A 26,403-nucleotide genomic window follows, 5' to 3' on the forward strand; every position below is an offset into this window, starting at 1 on the left:
AGAACCATGCTTAGGTAGCTTCCTTTCTATTATTCAGCTGATTCTTCACCGTCAATCAAATAATTGTAATCTGAACGAACAACCGGCTTAAAGCCTTCAGGTGTATAGAATCGCAACAAGTCCCCATTTACAACCTTATCAGATGTTGCTAATTTTTCTTCAACAATTTCTTGGAGCTTTTTCGCAGTATCTAGCTCGTCTTCTATAATTTCAGTACCAGTTGCTGAGTCATAAAACTTACCATCAATCGCAGAAATGGTCGGACTTACGAAATCACCATTACGGAAAGGAACGACTTGATCATGTTGTTCAGACAATAAATCCGTTCCGAATTGAACGTAATCTTTTGTATCAATTCCAAGTAAGTGTAAAAGAGTTGGAAGAAGGTCGATTTGACCACCATATTGGTGTTGAACTCCACCCTCCATACCCGGAACACGGATAAACAATGGTACCCGTTGAAGGGAAGCATTATCAAATGATGTAATTTCTTCTCTTTCTAAAACTTGCTTCATGGCTTTATTATGGTTTTCAGAAATACCATAATGGTCACCATACATAACGATAATCGAATTATCGTATAAACCTTTTTCTTTTAAATCATTGAAAAATTGCTCTAACGCCTCATCTGCATAACGTGCAGTTTGGAAATATCGATCAACGGAAACGTCACCTGTTGTATGAGGCGCAATCGTTGCATCCTCATCATCAATACGATATGGATAGTGATGCGTTACTGTAATAAATTTTGTATAAAATGGCTGTGGTAATGTTTCTAGTAAATCTGCCGATTGCTCATAAAATGGTTTATCCATTAATCCATATTCAGCTAAATCTTCTGGATTCATTTGATAATAACTTGAATCAAAGAAATGTTCAAATCCAAATGATTTATAGATTTCATTTCGGTTCCAGAAGCTTCCTGAGTTACCATGGAATACAGCAGACGTATATCCCTCTTGTCCAAGGATTGCTGGTGCTGATTGATATGTGTTCATACCTTTCGTTGTAAAAGCAGATCCCTGTGGAAGGCCATATAATGAGTTTTCAAGTATAAACTCCGCATCAGCTGTTTTACCTTGTGCAGTCTGATGAAAGAAATTATCAAAATAAAGTGTATTTTCATCCTTTGTTAATGAGTTAAGGAATGGTGTTACCTCTTCCCCATGCAGCTTGTAATTGATTAAGAAATTTTGCATAGACTCAAGATGAAGATAAATCACGTTCATGCCCTTACCTGCCCCAAAATACGCAGGATTTGGTTCAGCATAGTTTGCTTTTGTATAGTTAATCACTTCAATACTGTCATTACTGTCCGCTAATGCTCTTTGTGTTGAAGCCTTTGTACTTTGCACAGCATCATAAATCGTATAGTTGTACATACCTAAATATTTCACAATATAGTGGCGGTCAAATCCACGTGTTAAAAGCTGTGGACGATCGGCCTCTGCAAGAGTAAGGTTAACAGCTGAAATTAAGATCGCAAAAGCAAATAATGCAGCTACTTTTATACCTCTCACGCTTGTTGCCGTTTCAACCTTCACGACTTTGAATAATACTAGTCCCAGTAAAACAATAAAGTCAACAAAGAACAAGAAATCATATGGTTTTAAAAGTGAAGTAACACTTCCGCTCACATCACCAAAGTTTTGAGTTTGGAACAAAGTTGGTAATGTAATAAAGTCACTAAAGAATCGGTAATATAAAATATTTGCGTATAAAAGGAAAGACATTAGAAAATAGATAATAAGAAGTCTTCTGTATCTCTTTTTCTCTTTACCTAAAAATGCAAAACCTAAAAAGAATAATGCCGATCCAAGTGGATTCAATAATAATAGAAAGGTCTGTAATGTATTATCAATATTTAAGTTAAACTCAGTTGATTGCGAAATATATGTTTTTAACCATAGGAATACCACCGCTAATAAATAAAAGCCAAAAAAGCCAGTGAAGATATTTTGACTACGTTTTAGAATGTTCTTTTTCATTGATTGCACCTACCTTCAATCTAAACAAGAATTAGTTTTAAGAACCAAAATCCTAAAAACTATTTTACCAATCAAATATGAACAAATTATTAACATGCTTAATAAAATTTACATTTGCGATACATTCACTTACTTTACTACGATTATTTGAAAAGTCAAGAGATCTGGAAAACCCCGAAATTTTCTTTCAACTTTTGAAATCCTTTACATCATTGCCTGTACAATGTTTCACAAATATTTATAAATACGATATTTTTTTCTAATTTATGACAACTTTATTTTCTAAAATAAACAAAAGCCAAGACGAAACAATGAGTTTCAATTATACTACTATAATAGGAACAAACTTAATTGGAAAGGGCTTAAGGAACTATGTTTATTCTTGCGATTCTCCTATTTCTTTTGCTTTATTGTGGGATGAGTTTCTTTTTTGGGTATATGGGATGGGTTTGGCTTAAACATTCATTTAATTTTCGACAAAAAAAGACATACATAACAGTCGTTCTCATTTTCTCGTTAACCATTATTGTTGGTTTTGCTGCTTCATCTGCAATCCTTCAGACTATTGGTTATTTTTGGTTGATTTTATCAGGATTTGGACTCATTCTTTTACCGATTGCAACCCTATTATTCTTTCTATTAAAAAGGAAAGGCATTCGAATGATTGGATTTGGGGTAATCAGTTTGTACATCTTAATCTTCAGTTTCGGGACTTTCTATGCATGGAGTCCAGTATTGAAAACCTATGATATATCAATCGACAAAAATGTCGAACGAAATGATCTAAAAATAGTAATGGCATCTGATTTCCATCTAGGGAACATTGTAGGCAAAAAACACCTTGAAAAATTTGTCCATTTAATAGAAGAAACTCGACCTGACATTGTGTTACTTCCCGGCGATCTCATTGATGATCACATTGATCCCTTTTTAAAAGGGAACATGGGTGAAACTCTGAAAAAAATTGATGCACCGCTTGGGGTCTACGCCACCCTCGGAAATCATGATTACTATGGAAGTGATAATGAAAAAATTGTCGAAGAAATAGAGAAACTAGGTATTGAGGTTTTAACAGATGAAGTGACCATGATTGAAAATGACTTCTTTATAATAGGAAGAAATGATGATACAGATAAAAATCGTGACGATATAGAGAGTCTTGTTTCTTCACTTGATTCCGCAAAACCGATGATTATGCTAGACCATCAACCGAATCAATTAGACGCAGCCTTAGGTAACGGAATCGACTTAATTCTGTCAGGGCATACCCATCGCGGACAGATTTTTCCCGGGAACCTGATTACCGGTATGCTGTATGAAAATGATTATGGCCTATTGAAAAAAGGAAATTTACATTCAATCGTATCTTCTGGTTTTGGAACTTGGGGACCTCCGCTAAGACTCGGCTCAAGGTCTGAGGTTGTCACTATAAATGTAAGCTTTCAATAAAAAAAGCATTACCTCCGTGTATTACAGAAGTAATGCTTAGTAGAGTGTCAACCTATTATTTGCTACTATTAAACCAACCAGATAAAATGTGAGGTACAAATTATGGATATTGGTGCAAAAATTCGTTCGATACGAAATCGAAAAAAAATAACCATTGCCCAAATGTGTGAAGGTACTGGCCTATCAAAGGGCTTTATCAGCAATGTTGAAAACAACAATACATCCCCTTCCATTAACACTTTAAAAGCAATTTCAGATTTTCTAGAGGTACCGCTTCCCTACCTCTTACTAGAAAAGAAAGAACATATGCGAGTGGTTCGTAAGGATGCACGTAAAATAACGACTTTTAATCATTTGCAAGTGGAGCATCTCACTTCAAAAGGGGGGTTGCGAATGATGATAGTCGAATGTCCACCTGGTACATCAATGGGTGAACCGAACGCCCATGAAGGCGAAGAATGCCATTTGGTCTTACAGGGTAAAATCCTTGCTGAACAAGGCGATGATTCCATCATCGTCGAAGAAGGTGACTCCTTTAGTTGGAATGCCAGTGTCCCCCATTTTGTAAAAAATATAGGAGATACAAAAGCCGTCATATTAATCTCCGTGTATTCTGATTCAGAATCGGACGAAATTTTATAGATTCTGGCCTGCGAATATCGCAGGCTTTTTTATTGTTTAAATCTTGTTCGGATACAAATACTAAAAAAGCTTTGACATCGGTTTAAAAATCATGTACATTATCTAATGTACGAACATTATTAAATAACAACGAAAATAATATTCGGTTTTAGGAGTGTTTTTAAATGGATAATGTATTTGATTACGAAGATATTCAGTTAATACCTGCAAAATGTATTGTAAACAGTCGTTCAGAGTGTGACACAACAGTGGAATTTGGTGGCCACACATTTAAACTTCCGGTTGTTCCAGCAAACATGCAGACTATAATAGATGAAAAAATCGCTTTGTTTTTAGCTGAAAATGGCTATTTCTATATCATGCACCGTTTCAATCCAGAAAAACGTGTAGACTTTATTAAAGATATGCATTCTCGTGGTTTAATTGCTTCAATAAGTGTTGGTGTGAAGCCTGAGGAATACACATTCGTCGAACAGCTTGCTGAAGAGAACCTTGTACCAGAATACATCACAATTGATATCGCGCATGGTCATTCAAACTCAGTTATTGAAATGATTAAGCATATTAAGGCGCATCTGCCAAAAAGTTTTGTCATTGCTGGTAACGTTGGTACACCAGAAGCAGTAAGAGAATTGGAAAATGCAGGAGCAGACGCAACGAAGGTTGGGATTGGACCTGGTAAGGTTTGTATCACCAAAATCAAAACTGGTTTCGGAACTGGCGGCTGGCAGCTGGCTGCACTTCGCTGGTGTGCAAAGGCTGCAACTAAGCCTGTCATTGCAGATGGTGGTATCCGCACTCACGGTGATATCGCGAAATCCGTACGCTTCGGCGCGAAAATGGTGATGATCGGTTCCCTCTTCGCTGGACATGAAGAATCACCTGGTGAAACAAAAGAAGTGGAAGGTAAACTTGTGAAAGAATATTTCGGCTCAGCTTCAGAGTTCCAAAAAGGTGAAAAGAAGAACGTAGAAGGCAAGAAAATCTATGTTGAGCACAAAGGCTCATTAAAAGATACATTAAAAGAAATGGAACAAGACCTACAATCTGCTATCTCTTATTCAGGTGGAAACAAATTAGATTCCATCCGCCACGTTGATTATGTAGTTGTTAAAAACTCAATCTTCAACGGAGATCGCATCTATTAATAGGAAAAGGATGAGCTTAAACGGGCTCATCCTTTTATATTTGCATTTCCCATTTTCTCTAAGCACTTGCCATAAATATATCTAAAAATAAAGCCTTTCATTTATAACATTTCATATGTATCTTTAAAGTAATAAGTTTACAAGGAGTGTTTTTAATGTTTATTAAGCTTACGAAAGAACAACAGCAAATGATGATTTCCGAAATACAGGAATTTTTCACACTTGAAAGAGAGGAGGAAATCAGTGAGTTTGCGGCAGAACAAGTCTTACATTTTGTGAAAGAAAAACTAGCTCCACATATCTACAATGCTGCCGTCCATGATGTTAAAGCAGTAGTTGATCAACAATTTGCCTCTCTTGATGACGAAATTTTAACGCTTGAAAGACCTATTAGAAAGTAGAGTATGTTTGGGTTAAGTTGCTTACACTACCACTAAGGAGTGAATGCAAATGACAAAAGACAAATCCAATCCTTTTGAGCCAGATGATACATATGATGGCGTTTTTAAGTCTGAGATGGAAGTTGATTCAGATGTTAACGAAGACATGAATCGTGAAAGATTGCTCGATGACTCGGCTGAAGCTTTTATTCGCTCGAAAAAAAATCTACCTAAATAGTTCTATTTAAAAGATAAGAATCCTCCTTAAAGTTGAAAATCCAAGAAAAATGGATAATTACAACTCAGCCGTAAAAGCTACAAATAGACTAAAGATTAGGGGGATTGATATGTTTAGTAGAGCTACGAAAATCACAACACTGTTTTGGATTGCAATCTTAGGAGTTATTTTAACGACCATCTATACAATTGTGATTATGATTCAAGCTAGTAGAACCATGAAGATGATCCGGTATATTTATAATCAAAATAAAAAGCGCAATGGTCATGAAAATCGCGGGGAATGACCCCCGCGTTTTTCTATTTGGTCTCAATTTTAAAAGTTAGTCCCTTTTCCGCAAGAGCTTTCCTAATCTCGTTAATCGCAGTTGGTCCCACTCCATGTAAAGCTAACACTTCTTTTTCAGTAAACTTGGAGAACTGATCTAGCTTAACATACCCTCCCCATTCTAAGCCCGCATGCCGGTTTACTTAATTTCAACTCATTAAATTTGAGTTACAAAACATTCTCTCCTTTTTTCATCCATTTACTTTATTCATATTCTCTGCCTAACTGCATCTAAACTTGAAGTTTTACAAGTTTGCCTACAGTCTGACTTTTTTCTAATATTTCATGAGGCTTTCTCTTTTTTCTGCAATAAAACGGCTGCGATGACGATCACGCCTTTAAATGCTTCTCTTAAAAACGGAGGTACCCCGAAGAGATTAAGTAAATTATTCATAACGGCAATTATGAGCATACCGTAGACAGTTCCAAGGATGAAACCTCTTCCCCCCATCATATTTGTTCCTCCAACAACTGCTGCAGCAATTGCATCCATTTCCATTCCTCTTCCTGCATTCGAAAAGTCCATTGATCCAATTCGTGAAACCTGAATAATGGCTGCAATGGAAACGAGCAGTCCCATCAACGCATATACGCGCAGCTTAACTTTTTCCACATTAATACCTGAAAGCTTTGCAGCTCGTTCATTTGATCCAACCGCAATGATATGCCTGCCAAATGTGGTTCTTTTCGATACATAGTAAAGTATATAGGCAATGACCGCCCAATAAATAATTGGCATAATCATGTAATTTCCAATTTTAAAGCTTGCAATCTGTAAAAATTCTACTGGTATAGTAGGATTATACCCTTGCATAAAATGCTGAGTAACACTTCTAAAAATCATCATGGCTCCTAATGTAGCAATAAATGGGGGAACATTCCCCTTGGTAATGCTAACTCCAATCAGTGAACCCAGAAGATATCCTGCTAATAATACGAAAAGAATCGTGATGATAAATGCCGGCACACCAGTTATTCCTATTATCCCCAAGAACCCTTTTGTACCCGTATCTAGCAGCATCATCGAGAACGCACCCGTGACAACTAAGGTAGAACCTACTGCTAAATCAATTCCACCTGTCATAATTACGAAGGTCATCCCAAGAGCAACAATAGCTGTACCAGCATTGTTCCGTAAAATATTTATCCAGTTGTTAGTCCATGATTGAAACCATTCCCCAAACGAATTGTAGTCAAAACCTAGAACCAATGTTTGTAAAATAATCATAATAATTAATGCAATTGCAATACTGAACAAGGGATCGTTTGACCATTTATATGTAAACCATTCAAAGAAATTTTTCTTATTTTTTATCGTTGGCTGATCTATACTTGGCTTCATACTTGCTTACACCTCCCTTAGGTTAAATCCCCACCAGTTGCAAGACTCATGATGGAATGCTCATTCATGTCTTCTCCAGCGACTTCTCCTTGAATTTTTCCATGGTACATGACGATTGCCCGGTCACAGACGCGAATAATTTCCTGCGCTTCACTGGAAAGAACGACAACAGCAATATTTTCTTCAGCCAGTTTCAAGATAATATCATATATATCTTCTTTTGCACCTACGTCAACACCCTGGGTAGGATTGTCCAAAATCAGAAGTTTTGGGTTAGCTGCCAACCATTTCGCTAGGACAACCTTTTGTTGGTTACCTCCTGAGAGACTTGTGATACCATCTTTAAGCTCTCCCATTTTTAATCGTAATGCTTTCCTCTGCTTTTCAAAGATCTCCTGATGTTTTTTCGTATTGATCGTGCCATGTTTTGAAAATGTTGGCCATGTAACAATGGAGGCATTTTCTAAAATGTTCATATCCTTAATAATTGCATTTTCTTTACGATTTCTAGGAAGGTACGCAATTCCTTCCTTAATCGCTTTAGTAGTACTCGTTATTTTAACTTCTTTTCCATTTAGGACTATTTTTCCAGATGAAATTTGATTGGCTCCAAAAATAGATTGGAAAAGTTCACTTCTGCCGTCTCCTAGCAGTCCTGTAAAACCTACTATTTCACCAGCTCTTATTGAAAATCTAATATCCTTAAACATATTACCTGAAGTTAACCCTTCTACACGCAGAATCTCGTTTCCATGCCTCTTTTCCCTAACTAAAGACTCGGTTCTCACATCATATCCCACCATATAACGCGCAAGATCATTTGTTGTCACATCACTCACATTTCCTTCAGACACCAAGTTTCCATCGCGTAGCACAAGATAACGATTGCAAATTTCCATAACTTCATTTAGTTTATGAGAGATAAAAATGATACCGACATTATGCTCCTTTAATGTTCTCATCATTGCAAATACCCTTTCAATTTCCTGGTCAGTTAAAGAAGTGGTCGGTTCGTCCATAATAATGAAGGATGCATTTGCATTGATAGCCCGACATATTTCAATGATTTGTTTATAAGAAGCATCAAGATCATGGACCAATTTATTCGGATCAAGATCAACGTTCATCTTTTTAAATATTTCTTTTGTTTCCTGATACATTTTTTCTAAATCCAGGCTCCCCCTTTTCGTTTTTAGCTCACGCCCGAGGAACATATTTCCATAAATTGGTAAATCATTGATTAAGTTCAGTTCCTGATGAATGAAGGCAATTCCTGCATCCTGAGATTGTGCTGGTGCTGCAAATTCCACTTCGTTCCCATCAATATTGATTGAGCCAGAATCCATTTGCAATACCCCACCCAATATGTTCATGAGTGTCGATTTCCCAGCGCCATTTTCTCCAAGCAATGCACAAATTTCACCGCCCTTTAAGGTAAATGAAACGTCCTTAAGTACATCATTGCTTCCAAAGGATTTTCGAATATGTGACATCTCAATTATCATGTAATCACTTCCAAACCTTTAATATCACTTACAACTCTCACAAAGAAGGTATAGAGAAAGGCTATGCATTTTAGCCATAGCCCCCATGATTTATGAACACTAGTACTTAATAAGGTGAACCCTCATCTAGGAATTCTTTGTAATTGTCTCTGTCAACGATTGTTGTCGGAATAATAGTTTCCATTTCAACATCTTCACCCTTTAAAACCTTAAGTGCCACATCAACTGCATCTTTAACCATAGCTGGACTGTAAAGTGCAGACTGAATCCAGATGTCTTCATTCTCTGGCATCATGTTGAAATATTCCTGCATTCCACCGCCACCAGTTACGACTTTAATATCTGTCCTTCCCGCTTCCTTGATCGCTTGTAAAACACCGATTGATGTTTCATCATCTAAGGAATAGACAGCATCAATTTTATCAAGGCTTGTTAAAATATCCGCAAAATCCTTCAACCCATCTTCTCTTGTAAACTGAGTCGCATACGTGTGAAGCTTAATATCTGGAGCGATTTCTTCAATTGTTTCAACAAATCCATTCTTGCGTAATTCGGAAACTGAGCCTGAGGTTGGAACCTCTAGAATAACGACATTACCTTCTTTACCGATTTTTTCAACAACATAATTCGCACCTTGAATGCCCATATCCTTATTGTCTCCCGCTACACGATAAACACCTTCAGCATCGATGACAATGTCAAAGTTTATGATCTTGATGCCTTCATCCAGTGCACGTTGAATAGGTACTTCCATACCTTCCCATTGTGGGAACGCAACAATAGCTTCCGCACCCCAAGTCATTAAATCATCTAATTGCGAAGTCATCTCTGCTGCATTACTACTTGTTTGAATTTGATATTCGATTTCACTGGAAAGTTCCTTTGCACGAGCTTCCGCATGATAAGCAACTGCCGCAACCCATCCGTGTGTTACAGCTGGTGCTAAAATACCAACCTTGTACTTTTTGCCTGAACTATCTCCAGAATCCCCAGTTTTTGTGTCACCAGTTTGCTCTGAATTACCACATGCACTCAACATTGGAATTAACAATAAAACTAGCAACGATAATAAACGTAAAGCTTTCTTCATAAAAATAACCCCCTTTTTTAACTAGTAATCTATTTCAAAATAGAATTGAAACCTAATATATTTCCTACTAGTATATAAGCGCTTTCATCCAGGAGTTAATATCATGTTGTGTTTTCTTGAGGACCCTTGTTGTATGTAGGATTACGCTAAACTGAGACTTGTTTTCCTGTTTCTAAGGACTCTTCAATAGCTTGCAGCAGCTTCAATGTGTATAGTACATCTTGCAAAGGCACCGTAATATTCTCTTCGTCCTTGTCAATGCAGTTCACAAAATAGGAAAGTTCATTTTGAAAGGCATCCCCTCTTTCAACAGGAAGGACTGAACTTTCTTCGCTATGATAATAAATGAATTGATTGGCATCATCTTCAATATCTTCAATATTTTCACCAGCAATCAAGCTAAATTCCAGAGTTCCTTGAATTGCTTGTGCCCGCAATGACATTGTAAAAGGATACCCTGTTGGCATTCGCTGAGATGCTTCAACAAAGGCTTTACTCTTATTCATAAAAGTAAGTGTGGTCATGATATGGTCCCAAGCTCCATATTTATTCTTAGTTCCAACAGCATATACCGACTCCACCGCACCCAATAAATAGTAGACGAAATCAATATCATGGATATGAAGATCAAATAAGGCTCCACCGCTTTTTTCAGGATATAAAAACCAATCACTCCATTTAGGTACTTGACCTAATCTCTTTGCATGAATGATTTGAATATCTTTTAATTTGTCTGTTTGAGACAAAGATTTAATCGCCTTATATGCGGGCCAAAATCGAAGGACATGACCGACAAATAGTTTGACATCATTTTTATTTACTTCATTCATAATTCGATTTGCAGATTCCATTGTGAGGCTTAATGGTTTTTCACAAATAACATGTTTTCCTGCTCTAGCAGCCTTGATAATATATTCCTCATGCAAAAAAGTAGGAACACAAATATCAATAATATCAATTTCCTTATTCCAAACTAATTCTTCATAATCTGAAACAAAAGACCCGTTATAATTTTGAATAAGATCTTTATCCTTTACCTCATTCCTCGAACAAATGACTGTTACTCTGCAATTCTTAAGATGACGGTAGGCCTCTAAATGCGTTTTTCCCATGAACCCTAAACCAACAAGCCCAATATTTCTCATCTTTTCTCCTCTTATCCTAGTAATCTTGAAAGATATTCGAAGGATTTTCTTACAGAATCATCTACTTCTTTAAGATTTGCTGGACCTGAAGGTGTAAATTCAATTTCAACACTTATCGGACCTTTAAAATTTGCATTTGTTAAGGTTTTAAATATCCTCTTAAAATCTACATCCCCATCTCCGATTGCAGGAAAATTCCATTCATTAAAAGAACCCAATTTATCCTTTAAATGAATGAAATCCACGCAATCAGCGGATGATTCTAGATCTTCATATGGCAAAATGTTTCCGTAGAACATGACATTGGCCGTATCGTAATTGATTTTTACACGGTTATTTAAAGTTTTAGCTAGGCTCTTAAGTGATTGCCCGGTAGCATAGTTATTTCCATGTGTTTCAAGTAATAGCACCTTGTTGAATTTTTCACACTTCGAAAGAACTGGTTCTAAATTCCTAACTAGGAGTTCTTCATCCTCAATCAAATTTGCATCATGATGTGCATCCCCTGTGGCTGTAATCAGATACTTACAGTCAAACTTTACAGCAAGGTCTACACTTTTTAATAAATGATCGATTCCTTCTGCATCCATGACATTGCTGTGGGCACCAATTCCCACGCATTTCATCCCATACGTTTGAAGCAATGAAAGAATCTCATTAATCTGTTCTCTTGACATATCAGGTAATACATGGGGAGTATGTGCAACTGCCGCTAATTCGATTTGTGTGAAACCTGCTTTACTTGCTCCTTTTACTGCATCCTCAATTGAAAAGCCACGATATGTATTGGAGTTAATCGCAAGCTGTCGTAGCATGTCCACCCTCCTGTCCAATATGTAATTGATTACAAATACCTAGTACAACCCTTCGATTACTATTCATACAAAGCCATACTTATAATGAATGTAATCCATTACATTCATAGTATAAGATAAACAATATTCAGTCAATTATTTTTAGGTATTAATAATCATTTTTTCCAAAGGAGGAATTATCTTAATTTCTCCACACATTAGTGTATGAAACTTATGAACCGATTATTTTATCAACTACTCGAAGTGATACCATTGCCTGTTCACCTGTAACAGGAGGCGTAACGTCATGAATAATTGAATGAATGAATGCATCAATCACGCCAGTATTTGTTTGGTTATCATTTGTCTGAATTGATTCTAGTTCAAACTTTTTTATCGTGCCATCTTTTTTTTCTACCACTAGCGGCACTTCAGAATCATGATAGATTTTCATAATTCCCTTTTGACAATAAATGATTGTGGAATTATCTTCTGAACCGTAATATGTCCACGAAAACGAGGCCGTTCCTAAACGCCCTTTTCTCGTCTTTAATGCACAGACAACATTATCGCAAACCTCAATTGGCGATCCGTTTTCATCCACTTTATCCAATGCACCATAAAATGAATGAACGTCTTCTATTTCATCATCTAGCAGGTAATGGATTAAATCAATTTTATGAATTCCTAAATCACCTGCAACACCTGAGTGAGAACGGTTTTTTTTAATAAACCAAGTGGAGTTTGATTTATTTACACCCCAGTTTTCTGGTCCTTGATGACCAAAGGTTGTTTTAAAGGTTAAAGCCTCACCTAACTCTTTGTTATCTAAAATCTCTTTCGCTTTTCGATGGGCTTTGGTAAAGCGCTGGTTATGATCAACCATTAATTTCTTTCCAGATTTCCGTTCAGCTGCAAGGATCTCCTCAGCATGTTTGACACTAATAGCTAAAGGCTTTTCGCATAAAACATGCTTCCCGCTTAATAATGCTTTAGTCGTGTAAACATGGTGGACCTCGTTAGAAGAACAATCGCTAATTGCGACAATGGATGGATCATTGAGGAGTTCCTCAAGTGTTTTGACAGCTCTCCCACCAAATTCATTAGCCAGGCTTTCAGCCCTTTCAGGTTTACGGTCAAAAAAGACGATTTCCTCGACATGTGGATTTGCTTTATACTCAGGTGCGTGTCGGAATCTTGATATTGAACCACAGCCGATAATGCCTACTTTAATACCCACGAATGAAAACCTCCCTCATCTGTTTTTTCACTAAAAAGAAAATTACCCCATCGTTGACTTACGAATGATCAATTCATGGTCTAAAACAACACTTTCTACTTTCTCTCCCTGAATTCTATTTATCAGCATATCTGCTGCATAGCAGCCCATTTTATACATTGGCTGAGAAATCGTTGTTAAGGTTGGATTTGTCATTTTTGAAAAGCTAATATTGTCAAACCCAACGATTGCAACATCATTCGGAACATGTAAGCCACATCCATTAATTCCTTTAAGCGCACCAATTGCCAATGTATCTGAAACAGCAAAAACCGCTGTTGGCTTTTCCTCTAGTTGAAACATGATTCTCATTGCTTGAACGCCATTCCGGAATTCAAGTTCCTTTGAGCGGTAGATCCATTGCTCACGAATCGGGATACCAAATTCTTTCAAAGCTTTCTCATAACCATTTCGACGCTGTCTAGCATATAAATACTTTTCATCTGAATTAATGAGTGCGATGTTACGATGACCTAATTTAATCAAATGCTTAACGGCCTGATAAGCGGCCAATTCATTATCGATTGTGACATATGGGATACCCCCTCCCTCTTCGTACTCACTACAAAGAATGACAGAGTAATTCTCTGCTAATTCATTCAGCTTTTGCATATTAACGGTTGGATCCATCGAAATGACTCCATCAGCCAATTTGTTCTTAACCATATTAAAATATATGTTTTCCCGCTCTGGATTTGAATCTGTTTCACAAAGAAGTATATTGTAGTTATTGGCGATTGCAGTATTTTGAATCCCATTAATGATTTCTGTGTAAAAGGGATTTGAAATACTCGGCAGTAAGACTAATAATAGTCGACTTTCGGAGTTTCGTAGATTTCTTCCAAGCATACTTGGTTCATAATTTAGATCTTTAATCGCATTTTCAACCTTCAGTCTTGTTTTTGGACGAACAGATGCTGCATTATTAAGGACCCTTGAAACCGTTGCAACGGATACACCAGCTTTTTGAGCTACCTGTTGAATATTCGCCATTGTTGGTCCCCGCTTTCAATACTATGATAGAAAATTGTAATCGATTACAATTACGATTGTAAGTATTCTGAATATTTATGTCAAGGTATAACCAAGAACCTATAATTCAATAATTTTGAATACTGATTTTTTACTTTTTTTGTTATAATAGGATGTAACGGATTACAATATATTATCTTTAGGGGGAAACTTTATGAAGTTAGGGGTTTTCACGGTTTTATTTTCGGAAAAAAGTCTTGACGATATGCTGGACCATGTTGCCGCAAAAGGAATCGAAGCAATTGAATTAGGCACAGGTGGTTATCCTGGCGATGCCCACTGTAAAGTTGATGAACTATTAGATAATGAACAAAAACAAAAAGAATTCATGGAAAAAATTTCAAACAGAGGAGGTATTTTGATATCCTTAGGACCTATGCCATCCATTGGAGAAATGGCCCCATGGAGTACATGATATAAACCTCGGCGAATTGTCAACTTCGCTGGCATGCGCTGAGGAAACAATTAGTGCCTTAAGTTGTCACGGGAATCCTCTCCACCCTCAAAAACACATTGCTTCGGAAGCAGATTCTGTATTTTTGAAAACGGTTAAATTACCCTTCGTCTCTTTGGCTATGATTACGTCGTAAGCATTGAGCATGAAGACGGTTTAATGTCAGTCGAAGAAGGATTCACTAAAGCCATTCAAACCATAAAACCTGTTATGGTAAAGGGTAAAGGACTCTATTGGAGAGATGTGGTGGACGTAAGTGTGTTATAGGGAGTAGCGGATGAATGCTTCTCCCTTGTTTTTTTATTCCCGAATTGGTGCCGATACCCGACTTCGCGTAACCACCATTTTTTTATTTTATATACTTCATAGGAATCGGAAACATATTTAACAGAAAGATTATCCATATAACCGAGATTCCCCATGCTATTAGGGGTTGTTTCTGATGGAGCCTTAGCATCGGAAACATCACAAAATTAAAAAGAATCGACCATCCCAACGACCAGCCATGATGGTGTTCGATTAAATGGAGGTACTTCAAATTGAAGAATTCGACGATTGAAAATAGAAACACCCATGTCATAATCCAAAGTAACTTTTTCCACACTTTTTCGGGAAAATGACCGAGAAAGATTAATGTTGTGCACGGATAGCACACAAACATAATTAATAAAGAAATAAATGTATGGTTGCTTAGGATCTCTTTTGCAATTATCGTTTCCTGATACGTCCAAATCCAATAATCATGAAACAATAAATTTTTTAAAAGATCCCCCACAATAAAAAATAAAATGGTTGGGTAATACTCTCGCCACCTTCTCCAATCACCCCATTTCATGGCGACAAAAAGGAATAGCGCGTTATAGACTAGGTGCATCAAATACACTCCCGAATATGTAATACTTTTATAATACCCATTTTTTTACAATAAAATAAGACGAATCTTGAGTTCGATTCGCCTTTTTTTATGCTGACCTTATTACTCCACCGGCTTTGCCCAAATAAGGTGAATAGCATTAAGCATATATCGTTCTGATTTAACAACAGACAGTGGTGATTCCTGCACAAGCTTTAGAATGTCGCGATTCATATGACATCCCACTTTTTTTAAATGAAAGGAGTTTGTTATATTTTGTAGCCAGGCAAGCAAGGAGTTTGTACTAATTCCATGCTCGTAGAGGAGAAGCTCTTCAAATCTATTTTTCAGTGACTCCTAGATACTCTTCTAATGTAAGTCCGTGTTCTGTCATATATTTCGCATGTTCGACACCAACGTAGCGAAGATGCCACGGCTCGTACATATAGCCGGTGATATCCTCTTTCCCAAGTTGAAAGCGGATGATAAATCCATACTCTTCTGCGTGCTCAGCAAGCCATTTTCCTTCTACCGTTTCTCCATATTCTTGTACAAGCTGGTTATCGACACTATCACTTGTTACATCCATCGCAAGACCGGTTTGGTGTTCGCTCTGCCCCGGTTTAGCACTAAAAGTACTCGCTGCTTCTTCTCCATTTGCACGAACATAAGAATCATAAAGATATTCCTGTGTACCAAAAGAGCGGTAGCCAGATTGTGCATGTAATGTAATTCCGTCATTACTTGCAGCAGCAAATAATTGTTCCAATGCGTCCGCAGCTTCTTTTACCATCTGCTTACGCTCAGCTACGGAAGTGGAAAATGCTACATTGGGAACCGCAAGATTTTGTGGTACATATGTTTCATCTAACACTCCTACTTCTTTATTTACTAATAATAGAAACGGATCATTTGGATCAATGGCAGGTTTCACATCCTCTGGAGCCACTTCCGTCTGTTCACCTGCTGTTTGAGTTTCAGGTGCCGACACGATTTCCTCATCGTTTTCTTTACTTAAAGCAATTTTTCCAACGACAACTTCCTTAATCGAAGTATAGCTTTCTTGTAAAATATCAGAAAAAGCTTCCCTCGTAAAAAATAGAGAGGACGCCACTAATATAAGAATCAACCCGATAATAATCTTCTTCAATGCTATTCCTCTTCCCTCATTCGATCTGTTTTTATTTCCATCTATCATTCTACTATATTTTACATAAATCGACACAGGGAATTAGTTGTAAGTTTTTAGCATGAGAAAAGTACTAGAGGAGTGAGGAACAAATTAGCCACCAAAAAGGGCATGCACCTTTAAATCAGGTAGCACGCCCATCTGTCATTTATTTTAATTCCTAAATGTGTACATTTCCTTTATATCATTAACCATTTCTCGCACGAGTGCTTCTTGATATCCTGCGAGTTTTGTTTCCTTCATGGCGGAAATCACGTCTTCCCATTCCGGTGAAGAAATTCGGTCAAGTTTGCTCAGTCTAGTTGAAATATCTTCATTTGAAAGTGAATCTAGATAGGATTTCTTATCCATTCTCCATAAAAGAACATTTTCCTTATATCGTTCTTTGAGCCGATTTGCAATTGATATTCCCTCTGGGTCCAAATCACCGGAATAATATAGTAGGCAGTTTTCTGCTACTAATAGGTCTAATAATCTCCAGCCTGCCATCCTTACTTGACCATGTGTGCAGACAATGGGGGCATCAGGAACTATATCCATTAAAGTTGAAGCAACACTAGAGTTTTCAACTACCCAAACCCTATTCCCTTTGACAGGTACAACCCTGTCTATTTTCGTCAACTCTTTCATTGGAATGTTCATAACTGTTTGGGACATAGCTGCTGCTTTCCAAACAGGGTGGACTTCATCATTACGGGATGCAAGTAAACTTTGACAAGTTACAAAATTCCACAAATCATCGCGCATTAATCGATATTCTGCCAATAAATCATTTAATTCCTCGATGCTTTTAGGCATAACTAAATCCGTGCTCCAATGAAGGAGTTGATCAACATACAAACAATGAATAAATAGTTTGCCTCCTACTTCATTATTGTCAAAGTAGTGTGGATTTCCAGTGATCCGTTGAGAAAAGAAGGGAAGTCTTTCAAACTCTCCTTCTTTTGGCAGTTTTGAGAACGCCTTACAAATCGTTTGAATCATTTCTCGAAGATTGTCCCTGTCCATTTTATATAACGACCAAATCCATCTTGTGTCTGGCTGTTTAGACCGAATCCAATCAATCCACCAGCTCATATCGGGGGAATCTATCGAATTGAAAAAAGCAGCTTCTTGATCTCGGGCAATCTCTAACTCTTCCTGTTTTGTTAAGATTTTTTCGTGCAGGACTTCTTCCAGTAAAGATAGTAAAGTAAAATCTTCAAACCCGGTATTTGCTAACTCTTTTTCAAAGTCTAATAAGGAAATGGTTCCCTTTTGTAAAATTTCCCCTATGGGTTTACCTAAAAAACCTGCAATTGATTCTAGTTCACTTCGATCAAATCCATTTATTCTAACGGTTCCTCCGATTCTGCCGAGGGAGCGATATTTTTCTTTAAATAAGTGAAAAAGCTGAATAAAACCCCGTTCTCCTTTAAATACATTTACTCTATTATTCATTGGTTACAAGCTCCGCAAACCCTTGCTCCTCATCGATAACAAGGGATTTTTTCTTTCCATCCCATTGATAACGAATAACCGTCACAAAATCTGCATTTTTTGGGCGTACTAATTCTGCAATAGACAGGCTTGAAATCGTGTCATAGTCTCCCCAAAGTGCCTGGGAGTTCATAATATAATTGAAACCGAGCTGTTCTACGACTTCAAACATGTCGCGAATATTATTTTCATCCACACCTGCAAATGCTTCATCTAGTGAAATAATATATGGTGCCATATCACCAGCTTCTTTATAGCGTGAATATGCTGCAGTGAATAGAGGAATGTACATCGCCATTGCTTTTTCCCCACCGCTAAATTTAAAGAAGGCATTGTTTGTTAACTCTCGCTTTTGTTCGTTAACACGACTGAAAGATAGGACAAATGTAAACCATTTGCGATAATCCAGGACTTCTTTAAGAACTTGATGAAGTGTTGAGCCTTCATTCTTTAATTGAATAAGTTCTTTAGCTTTGGCAATCCGTGATTGGAAATGTTTGGTGATTTTGTTTAAATCCTCTTCACTTAAAAATTTGCTGTTTCTCTGTAAAAGCTGAACAAGTTCGCTCGTATCCAACTCCTGCTCTGATTCCGCAGTTAATGGTTTCCACGCTATCGAGAAAATTAATCCCGAGGAATTATCACGATCCGCCATAATTTTATCCATTTTCTTCACCCATTGCTGTGCTCTTTGGATTCGGTTGCGAAGGATTGTGCCTACAGTATTTACAATAATATCTTCATACAACTGTCTGTCCTGTTCATCAAGCCAGCCTTTTTGCTCCTCTAGTTCTTTCGTTAAAGCAGATGAAACAAAATAAGGATTGACACGCTGTCCCCTATATTCCATCTGAATCACGCGTCTTCCTTTTAACGAAATCCACTCCGCTTTAAATGGTTCATATTGGTCACCATAATCGTTATGAAACCACTCTGGAAGATCTGCTTCTTCTGTATATTCAAACATTCTGTATTCAGTTAAATGCGTTTGTTCATTGAAGAAGACCTTAGTTAGTTGCTCTAGTAGCTTTGACCGTTCATACTTTGTAAATACGGGTTCTAATTGTTCAAAAAGAGTCGCAGCATCATTTCCATCAACCGGCACAAAGCCTTGCTGTTTTTCCTTCTCCACAATTTTTTCCCACTCACGATTCATGTTCTGCCAAAAAAGAAGATCATTTTTAGCTTCTTGAAGCTTTTCAAAGCATAGACTTTGGTTTGCTTTCGTTTGCGGTAAAGCATCCGAAATAAGTTGAATTTGGTTTTCTGCCTCTTTTAATGCTAACTGAACCTCTTGGATACGTCTTCTAACTTCATTAATACCCTGTAATTGAAGCTGTTGTTCAATTGAAATAATTTCAGCCTTGATTTGATTCAACTGGGATTTTCGAATATTTTGTTCCCCGGCAATCTCATCCAAATCACCCTCTATTTCTTCGATTCGCGATAGAATATCTGAAACCTCTTTCTTTGTAAAGAAAATTTGGATGGATACATTTTGAAACTGGTTAAGATGTTCGGAATAACTTTCCGCAGCTTCTAAAGCTGTTGAAATATCCGCCTTTGTCAAGGATATGTTCAGATGAATGCCATGTTCACGTAATTGTTTCTTTACATCATTAAGATGATCATATACATTTTTCCAGTCCTCATCAATTTGGCGAAGAAGATCCTGTTCACGTTTGAATTCTTGTTTCTTTTCTACGATTTGTTCATTCAATTCCGCTAAATCTTTGTCATCAGGAAGTTCTTTCTTCCATCTATCAATCAGCTGTTGTTCTACCACAAATCTGTTTAACTCGTTTTGTAAATCAGATAGCTCTGTTTCCAGCGTAATAACCAATTCCATCCAAAGTTGAATTTGTTCCTTTTGATGTCGTTTCCTTGATGCACGTCCAATAAATTTTGAGTTTTCTTCATATGGTGCGTGACCAACTAAACAGCCTAAAGAGTATGAACCATCAATATCAACGTGAAATCCACTTCCATCTTTTTCTAGTGATATACTTCTGAGAACTTCATCAATTTTTTCTTTTGAAATTGGACTGTTTTCGTCAACATCTGGCATTAAATAATCAGCTAGTGTATAACCCAAAAGACGTGGTTCGGCCACAAGCACTGCATCCTGTTTAGGTGATAATGGGTGATCTGTAATTAAGCTATCTAACATACCTACCCTTTTCAAGGCCGATTCGATTCGCTCTTTTTGCTCCTCCGTAACATGTTCACGAAATTCAACAGCTGCATAAAATGGTAGAAAAGCTTGTCCCTCCTCCTCCAATTTTCCACGGAATTCATTCGTTCCCGCTGCCCTTTCCGGATCAACCATTTTTTGATTTTTAATACGTGATAATTCTTCTGCTGCTTCCGTTATTTCCGTTTGCTTACGGTCCATTTTATCTGATGTAATGGCAATGTTCTTTTTAACCTCTGCCTCATAATCATGGATCGCTGAATACAACTTATCACGAACCTGATCGAAACGATTCCGGTCATAGAGACCTTGCAGGGATCTTGCAATTTCCTGGCGCATTTCTAATGGATATTCTAATTTTGGCCGTTCTTCTATCCATTTGAAAACAGCACTCTCGAGTTGTTGTTGTTGTTCCTCAAACCACTTCTCGAGGTGATCTATTTCTTTTTGGCATTCATCCACAATTCTCTTCTTTTCCGAGGATTGGCGCCCAAGACGGGAATATTCCTCCCCCAGCCTTGTTTGTTCCACTGCTAGTTTTTCCAATTGGACCAAAAGGGCGCGATGTTCTTTTGCTTCCTTTAACCAAACAGTAAAATCAAAAGATTCGGTTTGTGCTCGTTCAAAGTCGTTCACATTGACCTCATGCTGTGCAAAAGCGGATTCTTTGGACTCTGCATCAAGTTCTTCAAGTAATTCCGAAGCCCTTCCTTTTTGCTGAACAAGCCTTGTTTCATTTTCTTCTTTTTCCTTCCAGAACCGATTCAATTTGTTATTTTGGTCTGCCCACTTATTTTCTAGCTTACCTATTTCTTGTGTTAACGAAAGAGAATCTTTTTCTTTTTCGGATTTCTTTTCCTCTAAGGACCATACCTCATGCTTTTGTAAAGAGTTTTTCTCCTGCTCAGCGATATATTTTTGTTGGAGGTATGTCGTTTTATCTTCGGTAAGCTTTGTAATTTCCTTTTCATAATCCTCGAGCTGTTTCGTAAGTTCTTCAACCTGCTTTTTAGCAGATGTACTCTTCTTTTCTGCACGCTGCCACTGGTTTGCCCGTTCTGCTAAAATAAATTTATTATAGGAATCATATACAGATGCAACCCTTGCAATAGAATCATATTCTCTTTCTAATTGTTCCAGCTGCTGGGCTGCCTGATCCATATTTTCAATCGTATCTGACAAATGCCTTAACTCATCATCCGTAAGTGGTGGTAAAGCTGATTCTAAGATTTCATAGATAACAGTTGGTTTAAAATCCTTCGAGAGCTTTGGACTTCTTAATTGAATTAATAATTTTATTAAGTCCTCATAGGCATCTATCGAATTAAAGCCAAATACGTATTTGTTCACAAGCTCCATATATTCGCGTTGCGTATTAACAACAAAGCCACCATTGCCAATACGATTGTCTAATTCTTTTGCTGAAAGTGGTACCATATCCCCGGCAAATTTCTGCGAAAGGTGAAAATCGTGACCTACCCGACGATTATCTGTAATCAAAAAATACCAAGATTTGATTCCTTTATTTCGTTTCGCCTGCATCCCAATCCCGGTTGTAATATACTGCTCGGTATCTCTTTTTTTATATTCGATAAACAAATAACCAGTCCGTTCATCACGATCAACCACTTCTTTTTCACCTAGTAAATAATCTTCCATTCTTCTAGCCTTAGAGCCGAATGGGTCAAGACGATCTGGTGTCTTTTTTCCATCTAATAAAACAGGTAGGAAACTTTGCATCGTTACTGATTTCCCAGAACCATTCGAACCTCGTAAAAGGAGCTTTCCATCTTCAAAATGAAAAATCTCTTCATCGTAGTACCAAAAGTTTAATAGACCTGCCCGATTCATCACCCATCTATTGGTTGCCATTTAGACTTCTCCTCCTTCAAAATCATCAGGGTACGAGCCTGTCAACACCCCTAAGATTGGCTTCATTTTAATTAAGGAACTTTCTTCTTCGATTTCAACCATCATCCAGTTCTTCATGGCGGCTATTAATTCAGATCGAACAGTGCTAGTCGTTTTTTCGCGGAAATATTTGGCCCAGCCATTTTCATACTGTTGACGCAGATTTTCTAGAACGGCATCAAGCTCTCCTTCAGTCATCACAATTTCCCCGTTTTCCTTTGGAGTAAACTGATCAAGATGTTGGTGAAGATAGTCAGATAGTTGTAAAAGAATATCTGTTGACGCCTTTGAATTTGGATATACTTGCTGGTACTGTTTCGGCTCGGCCACCGATAAAAAGGCTGTATTCTTATAGACATGCAATTTGTAATCACTATGATTTTCAATATCCTCAGCTAATCGGTTCCGGTAATTACGAATGTATAAAAAGTCAGGATCTTGAAGATCAACACGATGCAGAGATGGTGAAAAGAATAGCTTCCGATAAACTCTTTTTCTACGTTCATCTTCTTGATTGAGTTTCCAGTCCTCATTTAATAGCTCTTCCCAATTTTTATAACTTACAAAATCATCTGGGTATGAACGCATAAAATAGCGGCTGTAAACAGTCGCTTCGTATAATACTTCCTGTTCTTCATCGTGATCGAATCGACCAATATCTCCGTCAATGGTTCGGATTAATTGGAAATCGAGTAATACCTTAATCGCACGAATAAGCGATTTTCTGTGGATATAAAGTGTCCAATCAAGCGCAAATTCCCCAGGATAATCCGCCTGAATCTCTTGGCTTATATCCGACAATAAAAACTGTTCATCCACAGATTTCCCTTCAAGAAATGACAGTGCACAACAAAAAATGGCATAATCCATTGGCTCCTGAAAATGACTTATCCCCATCCAGCCTTGAGGTTCAACGGGGATTTTCTCAAGCTTGATAAAATGCTGATGGACAATGAGTCTTAGTCCGAACTTCTCATTGATATAGCGACGGATAACCTTTTCACGTTCGCGAATAAGCTGATACCATTCCGGATGATCGGCACGTAAAATCCAGTAATAATTAAATAAGAGGTCCATGCCATGGCTTGCTTTCTCATCAAACTCAAGCGTTTGCTCCCTCATCCCAATTCACTTCCTTGCTCCTCAAATTCAAAACGTACATCAGGCATTTTCAATGTGCCATCCTCTGATTCTAGTAAAATTCTTTTACTATTATCCATTGTTACCTTTACAACCATTCCATAATCTGTTTTTACCTTACGATTTTTATTTGCCATTGATTTACCAATCCAACTAAGCAACACCTTACGAACAAAGGGATCTACCTGTGAAATTTCTGATAACAAGATGACTCCCTCATGCATATATTGATCGATAAGCGCTCGTTCTTTCCTGCGCTCTTCCAAATACTCTTCCCGCTGTTGCATTTTCTTTAATGTGTTAGAAGTCATCGCACCGGGCTTCGTCTTTTCCCGATATCGATTTGTTCTCGGTTTTATGGATAAATGAATTGGCGCCTCTTCCCATGTATCGGAATGCAAATTATCGGTAGTACCTTCCTCAAGTTGAAGATGTTGGATCGTCATTGCCCCAAAAACAACTGAAGATAGCTTATGTGCCTCATCTAATGTTGTACTATTTGCAAACCAATTCGCCAAATGCAGGTAATCATTTTTCCGACTTCGAAAATGTTGTTGTCTTTCACCAATTCGTTGAACATATCTTGTCATTCGACGTATCATTTCATTTGTTTGCCATTGTAACATGTCCAATTCACTTTCATGGGTACTGGAACCTAAAAACCATTGCCGTAAGGAATCCCAGTATTCTTTGTACTCTACACGCCATTCCTCGACTTCTGATGAAACATCCTCCAAGCGTGGAATAGACTTACGATGTTCAATTAATTTTTCAAAAAATGGACTTAATTTTTGTGGTGATAACTCATGTAATCTCTCACCAATTTGAAGGGAGGTTTTTTGTAATGAAACAATAAAATCCCTCAAATAGGTTGTAAACTGATTTTTATAAACAAGAAAGGCTTCGGTTTGCATCCTTTGGTCTGTTTGTTCACTATTTATATAAGCGATATAATCAGCAGTACTTGTACGGATCGTTTGGAAATAACGAAAAACATCCTCCCACATCCTCATATATTCTTCAGCATCTTTTGTTAAATGGGGATCGAGTTCATGCTCTAAGCCGATAATTGCTTGTAGTAGTCGATCAAACTGGGATCGTTCCAATGAACCTTGGAAAGTATCTCCTACCTTTTTTTCAAGAACAACAAGCATTCTTTCAATCTCAATTGTGTATGGGGTAGACTGATAGCGAAAACGTTTCTTCTTGTATTCTTCAACCGTCTTCGCATTTGTCATATCTTGTCTGGCAATCAAATTGTTCCACTTCACAAGTTGCGCCAGTTGCTGATGCAACTGATCTTCCTGATAATCAGAAAAATGAGGAATCGAGCGCATATATTCTAAAATTTCTTCCGGTGCAATAAAGTCTCGCATTCGCTCATGCTGATGATAAAAATATCGTAATATAGTCCGATATTGAGCAGCAGAATCCGCTGTCAAATAACTAGCCTCTATCACTTTTTTCATCGTAACGTCCAAAACAATCATCCTTTCGGGACACAGGATTGGATCAAGGGTTCCTTTGACCACAGCAACTAGTCCCACGTCTTTACAATAATCTATTAGTACTATTTTATCGAAATATATATAACAAGGGAAATAGGAAGTCGTAAATTGGGGGAATTTGCCTGATATTGCGCTTGGTGTGATGTTTTCTGGGTTCAAAAGTCATTCTTTTTAAAAAATAACAAAGGAACAGCACCTGTCCCTTTGTCTTCAACTAGATTTGTTTTTCCGAAATTGGCTTGGGGTCATGCCATTTAGTTTTTTAAAACAATTGCTAAAGTATGCCAGATCGGAGTATCACAGTCTCGCGGCAATTTCCGATACTCGCAGAGAGGTATGTTCAAGTAAACGTGCAGCCTCTTGTAAACGTACATTCACAATATAATCGCTAAAATTTGTTCCTGTTTCCTTCTTAAACAACTTGCAAGAATAGCTCGTGCTTAAGTGGGCCTTTTCTGCGGCCTCCGCTAAAGAGACATCTTTAGCAGATGAATGGTCAATATATAAAAGCACCCGCTCGATAGGGGACAGCTCATTCATATTTTTTGAGGCCTTGTTTTTCCGATCCAAAATTTTGCTCAATATATATTGTCCTTAAACCTTTCACACACTTTCGTTAAAAGGAATATGATAAGACAAAAAGGAGTGTGACGAATGCCTATTTCATTTCCAGTCAGCATAAACACACAAGCATATCGATTCGGACTACAGAAAAGGGTCTATTACCCCCAGGCCAATCAAATGAAAAATCAACAACTTCAACATTTTATTAATCAATCGATTATTCAACAGGTACAGTCATTGATTTCATTTCAAGTGGGAGACATGCCCTCTACCGTAAAAGAAATGCTGGGGTCTTATGAAATCAAAAACAATCAAAGACAGGTGCTAAGTCTGACCCAATCGAACTACACCTACCATGACAGAGCTGCGCACGGCATGACATTTATCCGATCATTAACGTTTGATTTAAAAAAAGGAAGACGTTGTGACCTAAAAGATCTCTTTAAACCAGGCAGTGATTACGTAAAACGATTGTCAGATCTTATTCATGAACAAATTAAGGAACGTAAGATTGAGTTAATCTCTGAATTTACAACGATAAGCCCAAACCAGGAATTTTATATTGCTGATAAAACACTTGTCATTTATTTTCAACTCTATGACCTAACTCCATATGTCTTTGGCTTCCCAATGTTTCCAATCTCCGTCTATGACATCCAAGATATTATTGATGAAGATGGACCACTTGGCAGAATGGCAACAAACAATTAAGGCGGGGTCGGATTTTGGCCCCACTTTCCCTTTTTACGCCC

Annotated in this window: 22 protein-coding genes and 3 pseudogenes; 8 read left to right on the forward strand and 17 right to left on the reverse strand. The window is 37.5% G+C overall.

All coding sequences use genetic code 11. The annotated features are described in order from the left end of the window. Positions 1–29: 29 nt before the first annotated feature. Complete coding sequence (locus LKW28_RS12200) at positions 30–1,988, reverse strand: LTA synthase family protein (protein WP_229140636.1); 1,959 nt, start codon at positions 1,986–1,988, stop codon at positions 30–32. Between the two features lie 372 nt (positions 1,989–2,360). On the opposite strand from LKW28_RS12200, the gene LKW28_RS12205 reads away from it, so the two are divergent. From LKW28_RS12205 to LKW28_RS12230, 6 genes are all read left to right on the forward strand, one after another. After that, positions 2,361–3,437, forward strand: a complete 1,077-nt coding sequence (locus LKW28_RS12205) for a metallophosphoesterase (protein ID WP_229140637.1) — start codon at positions 2,361–2,363, stop codon at positions 3,435–3,437. A gap of 102 nt (positions 3,438–3,539) precedes the next feature. After that, the gene (locus tag LKW28_RS12210; protein WP_229140638.1) at positions 3,540–4,079 is read left to right on the forward strand and encodes a helix-turn-helix domain-containing protein; all 540 of its coding nucleotides are present in this window, start codon (positions 3,540–3,542) and stop codon (positions 4,077–4,079) included. Between the two features lie 164 nt (positions 4,080–4,243). Beyond that, complete coding sequence (gene guaC / locus LKW28_RS12215; protein ID WP_229140639.1) at positions 4,244–5,227, forward strand: GMP reductase; 984 nt, start codon at positions 4,244–4,246, stop codon at positions 5,225–5,227. 155 nt (positions 5,228–5,382) lie between these two features. Next, positions 5,383–5,628 (forward strand): DUF2164 domain-containing protein, encoded by a 246-nt coding sequence (locus tag LKW28_RS12220; protein WP_229140640.1) that lies wholly within the window; start codon positions 5,383–5,385, stop codon positions 5,626–5,628. Between the two features lie 49 nt (positions 5,629–5,677). Next, complete coding sequence (locus tag LKW28_RS12225; RefSeq protein WP_229140641.1) at positions 5,678–5,845, forward strand: hypothetical protein; 168 nt, start codon at positions 5,678–5,680, stop codon at positions 5,843–5,845. Positions 5,846–5,954: 109 nt separating this feature from the next. Beyond that, entirely contained in the window at positions 5,955–6,131 is a 177-nt protein-coding gene (locus LKW28_RS12230) for a hypothetical protein (protein ID WP_229140642.1), read from the forward strand. Positions 6,132–6,455: 324 nt separating this feature from the next. Here LKW28_RS12230 and LKW28_RS12235 read toward each other — a convergent pair whose 3' ends face one another. The 8 genes and pseudogenes from LKW28_RS12235 to LKW28_RS12275 form a co-directional block, all read right to left on the reverse strand. Then, positions 6,456–7,514, reverse strand: coding sequence for an ABC transporter permease (locus LKW28_RS12235; RefSeq protein WP_229140643.1), 1,059 nt, complete (start codon positions 7,512–7,514; stop codon positions 6,456–6,458). Positions 7,515–7,531: 17 nt separating this feature from the next. After that, a complete protein-coding gene (locus LKW28_RS12240) occupies positions 7,532–9,019 on the reverse strand; it encodes a sugar ABC transporter ATP-binding protein (protein WP_229140644.1) in 1,488 nt (495 codons plus the stop codon). Between the two features lie 106 nt (positions 9,020–9,125). Continuing rightward, complete coding sequence (locus LKW28_RS12245) at positions 9,126–10,109, reverse strand: ABC transporter substrate-binding protein (RefSeq protein WP_229140645.1); 984 nt, start codon at positions 10,107–10,109, stop codon at positions 9,126–9,128. A gap of 146 nt (positions 10,110–10,255) precedes the next feature. Then, a complete protein-coding gene (locus LKW28_RS12250) occupies positions 10,256–11,254 on the reverse strand; it encodes a Gfo/Idh/MocA family protein (protein WP_229140646.1) in 999 nt (332 codons plus the stop codon). A gap of 11 nt (positions 11,255–11,265) precedes the next feature. After that, entirely contained in the window at positions 11,266–12,069 is an 804-nt protein-coding gene (locus tag LKW28_RS12255) for a sugar phosphate isomerase/epimerase family protein (protein WP_229140647.1), read from the reverse strand. Between the two features lie 211 nt (positions 12,070–12,280). After that, positions 12,281–13,288, reverse strand: a complete 1,008-nt coding sequence (locus tag LKW28_RS12260; protein WP_229140648.1) for a Gfo/Idh/MocA family protein — start codon at positions 13,286–13,288, stop codon at positions 12,281–12,283. A gap of 42 nt (positions 13,289–13,330) precedes the next feature. Then, a complete protein-coding gene (locus tag LKW28_RS12265) occupies positions 13,331–14,320 on the reverse strand; it encodes a LacI family DNA-binding transcriptional regulator (RefSeq protein ID WP_229140649.1) in 990 nt (329 codons plus the stop codon). Between the two features lie 378 nt (positions 14,321–14,698). After that, positions 14,699–14,785, reverse strand: a pseudogene (locus LKW28_RS12275) (recombination protein RecR); the annotation flags it as partial. A gap of 133 nt (positions 14,786–14,918) precedes the next feature. On the opposite strand from LKW28_RS12275, the pseudogene LKW28_RS12280 reads away from it, so the two are divergent. After that, a pseudogene (locus LKW28_RS12280) lies at positions 14,919–15,069 on the forward strand (sugar phosphate isomerase/epimerase); the annotation flags it as partial. 93 nt (positions 15,070–15,162) lie between these two features. On the opposite strand, the gene LKW28_RS23130 reads toward LKW28_RS12280, so the two are convergent. From LKW28_RS23130 to LKW28_RS12310, 8 genes and pseudogenes are all read right to left on the reverse strand, one after another. Continuing rightward, entirely contained in the window at positions 15,163–15,687 is a 525-nt protein-coding gene (locus tag LKW28_RS23130) for a CBO0543 family protein (protein ID WP_324255033.1), read from the reverse strand. Between the two features lie 319 nt (positions 15,688–16,006). Next, the gene (locus LKW28_RS12285) at positions 16,007–16,816 is read right to left on the reverse strand and encodes a M15 family metallopeptidase (protein WP_229140650.1); all 810 of its coding nucleotides are present in this window, start codon (positions 16,814–16,816) and stop codon (positions 16,007–16,009) included. A 192-nt stretch (positions 16,817–17,008) separates the two neighbouring features. Further along, positions 17,009–18,295 carry a TIGR02679 family protein gene (locus LKW28_RS12290; RefSeq protein ID WP_229140651.1) on the reverse strand — a complete coding sequence of 429 codons (1,287 nt, stop codon included), beginning with the start codon at positions 18,293–18,295 and terminating at the stop codon, positions 17,009–17,011. Further along, positions 18,288–22,400 (reverse strand): TIGR02680 family protein, encoded by a 4,113-nt coding sequence (locus tag LKW28_RS12295; RefSeq protein WP_229140652.1) that lies wholly within the window; start codon positions 22,398–22,400, stop codon positions 18,288–18,290. Before LKW28_RS12295 ends, LKW28_RS12290 begins: the two co-directional genes overlap by 8 nt. Next, positions 22,401–23,561, reverse strand: a complete 1,161-nt coding sequence (locus LKW28_RS12300; protein ID WP_229140653.1) for a TIGR02678 family protein — start codon at positions 23,559–23,561, stop codon at positions 22,401–22,403. Then, complete coding sequence (locus LKW28_RS12305; RefSeq protein ID WP_229140654.1) at positions 23,558–25,060, reverse strand: TIGR02677 family protein; 1,503 nt, start codon at positions 25,058–25,060, stop codon at positions 23,558–23,560. The genes LKW28_RS12300 and LKW28_RS12305 overlap by 4 nt, the downstream gene beginning before the upstream one ends. Before the next feature lie 237 nt (positions 25,061–25,297). Next, a pseudogene (locus LKW28_RS23255) lies at positions 25,298–25,378 on the reverse strand (hypothetical protein); the annotation flags it as partial. A 6-nt stretch (positions 25,379–25,384) separates the two neighbouring features. Then, positions 25,385–25,669: a helix-turn-helix domain-containing protein gene (locus tag LKW28_RS12310; RefSeq protein WP_229140655.1), complete on the reverse strand. Its 285-nt coding sequence runs from the start codon at positions 25,667–25,669 to the stop codon at positions 25,385–25,387. 72 nt (positions 25,670–25,741) lie between these two features. On the opposite strand from LKW28_RS12310, the gene LKW28_RS12315 reads away from it, so the two are divergent. Continuing rightward, positions 25,742–26,362 (forward strand): DUF3298 and DUF4163 domain-containing protein, encoded by a 621-nt coding sequence (locus LKW28_RS12315; protein ID WP_229140656.1) that lies wholly within the window; start codon positions 25,742–25,744, stop codon positions 26,360–26,362. The last annotated feature ends 41 nt before the right edge of the window (positions 26,363–26,403 follow it).

Source organism: Bacillus sp. REN16 (genome assembly GCF_020731355.1).
GTDB lineage: Bacteria > Bacillota > Bacilli > Bacillales > Bacillaceae_L > Ferdinandcohnia.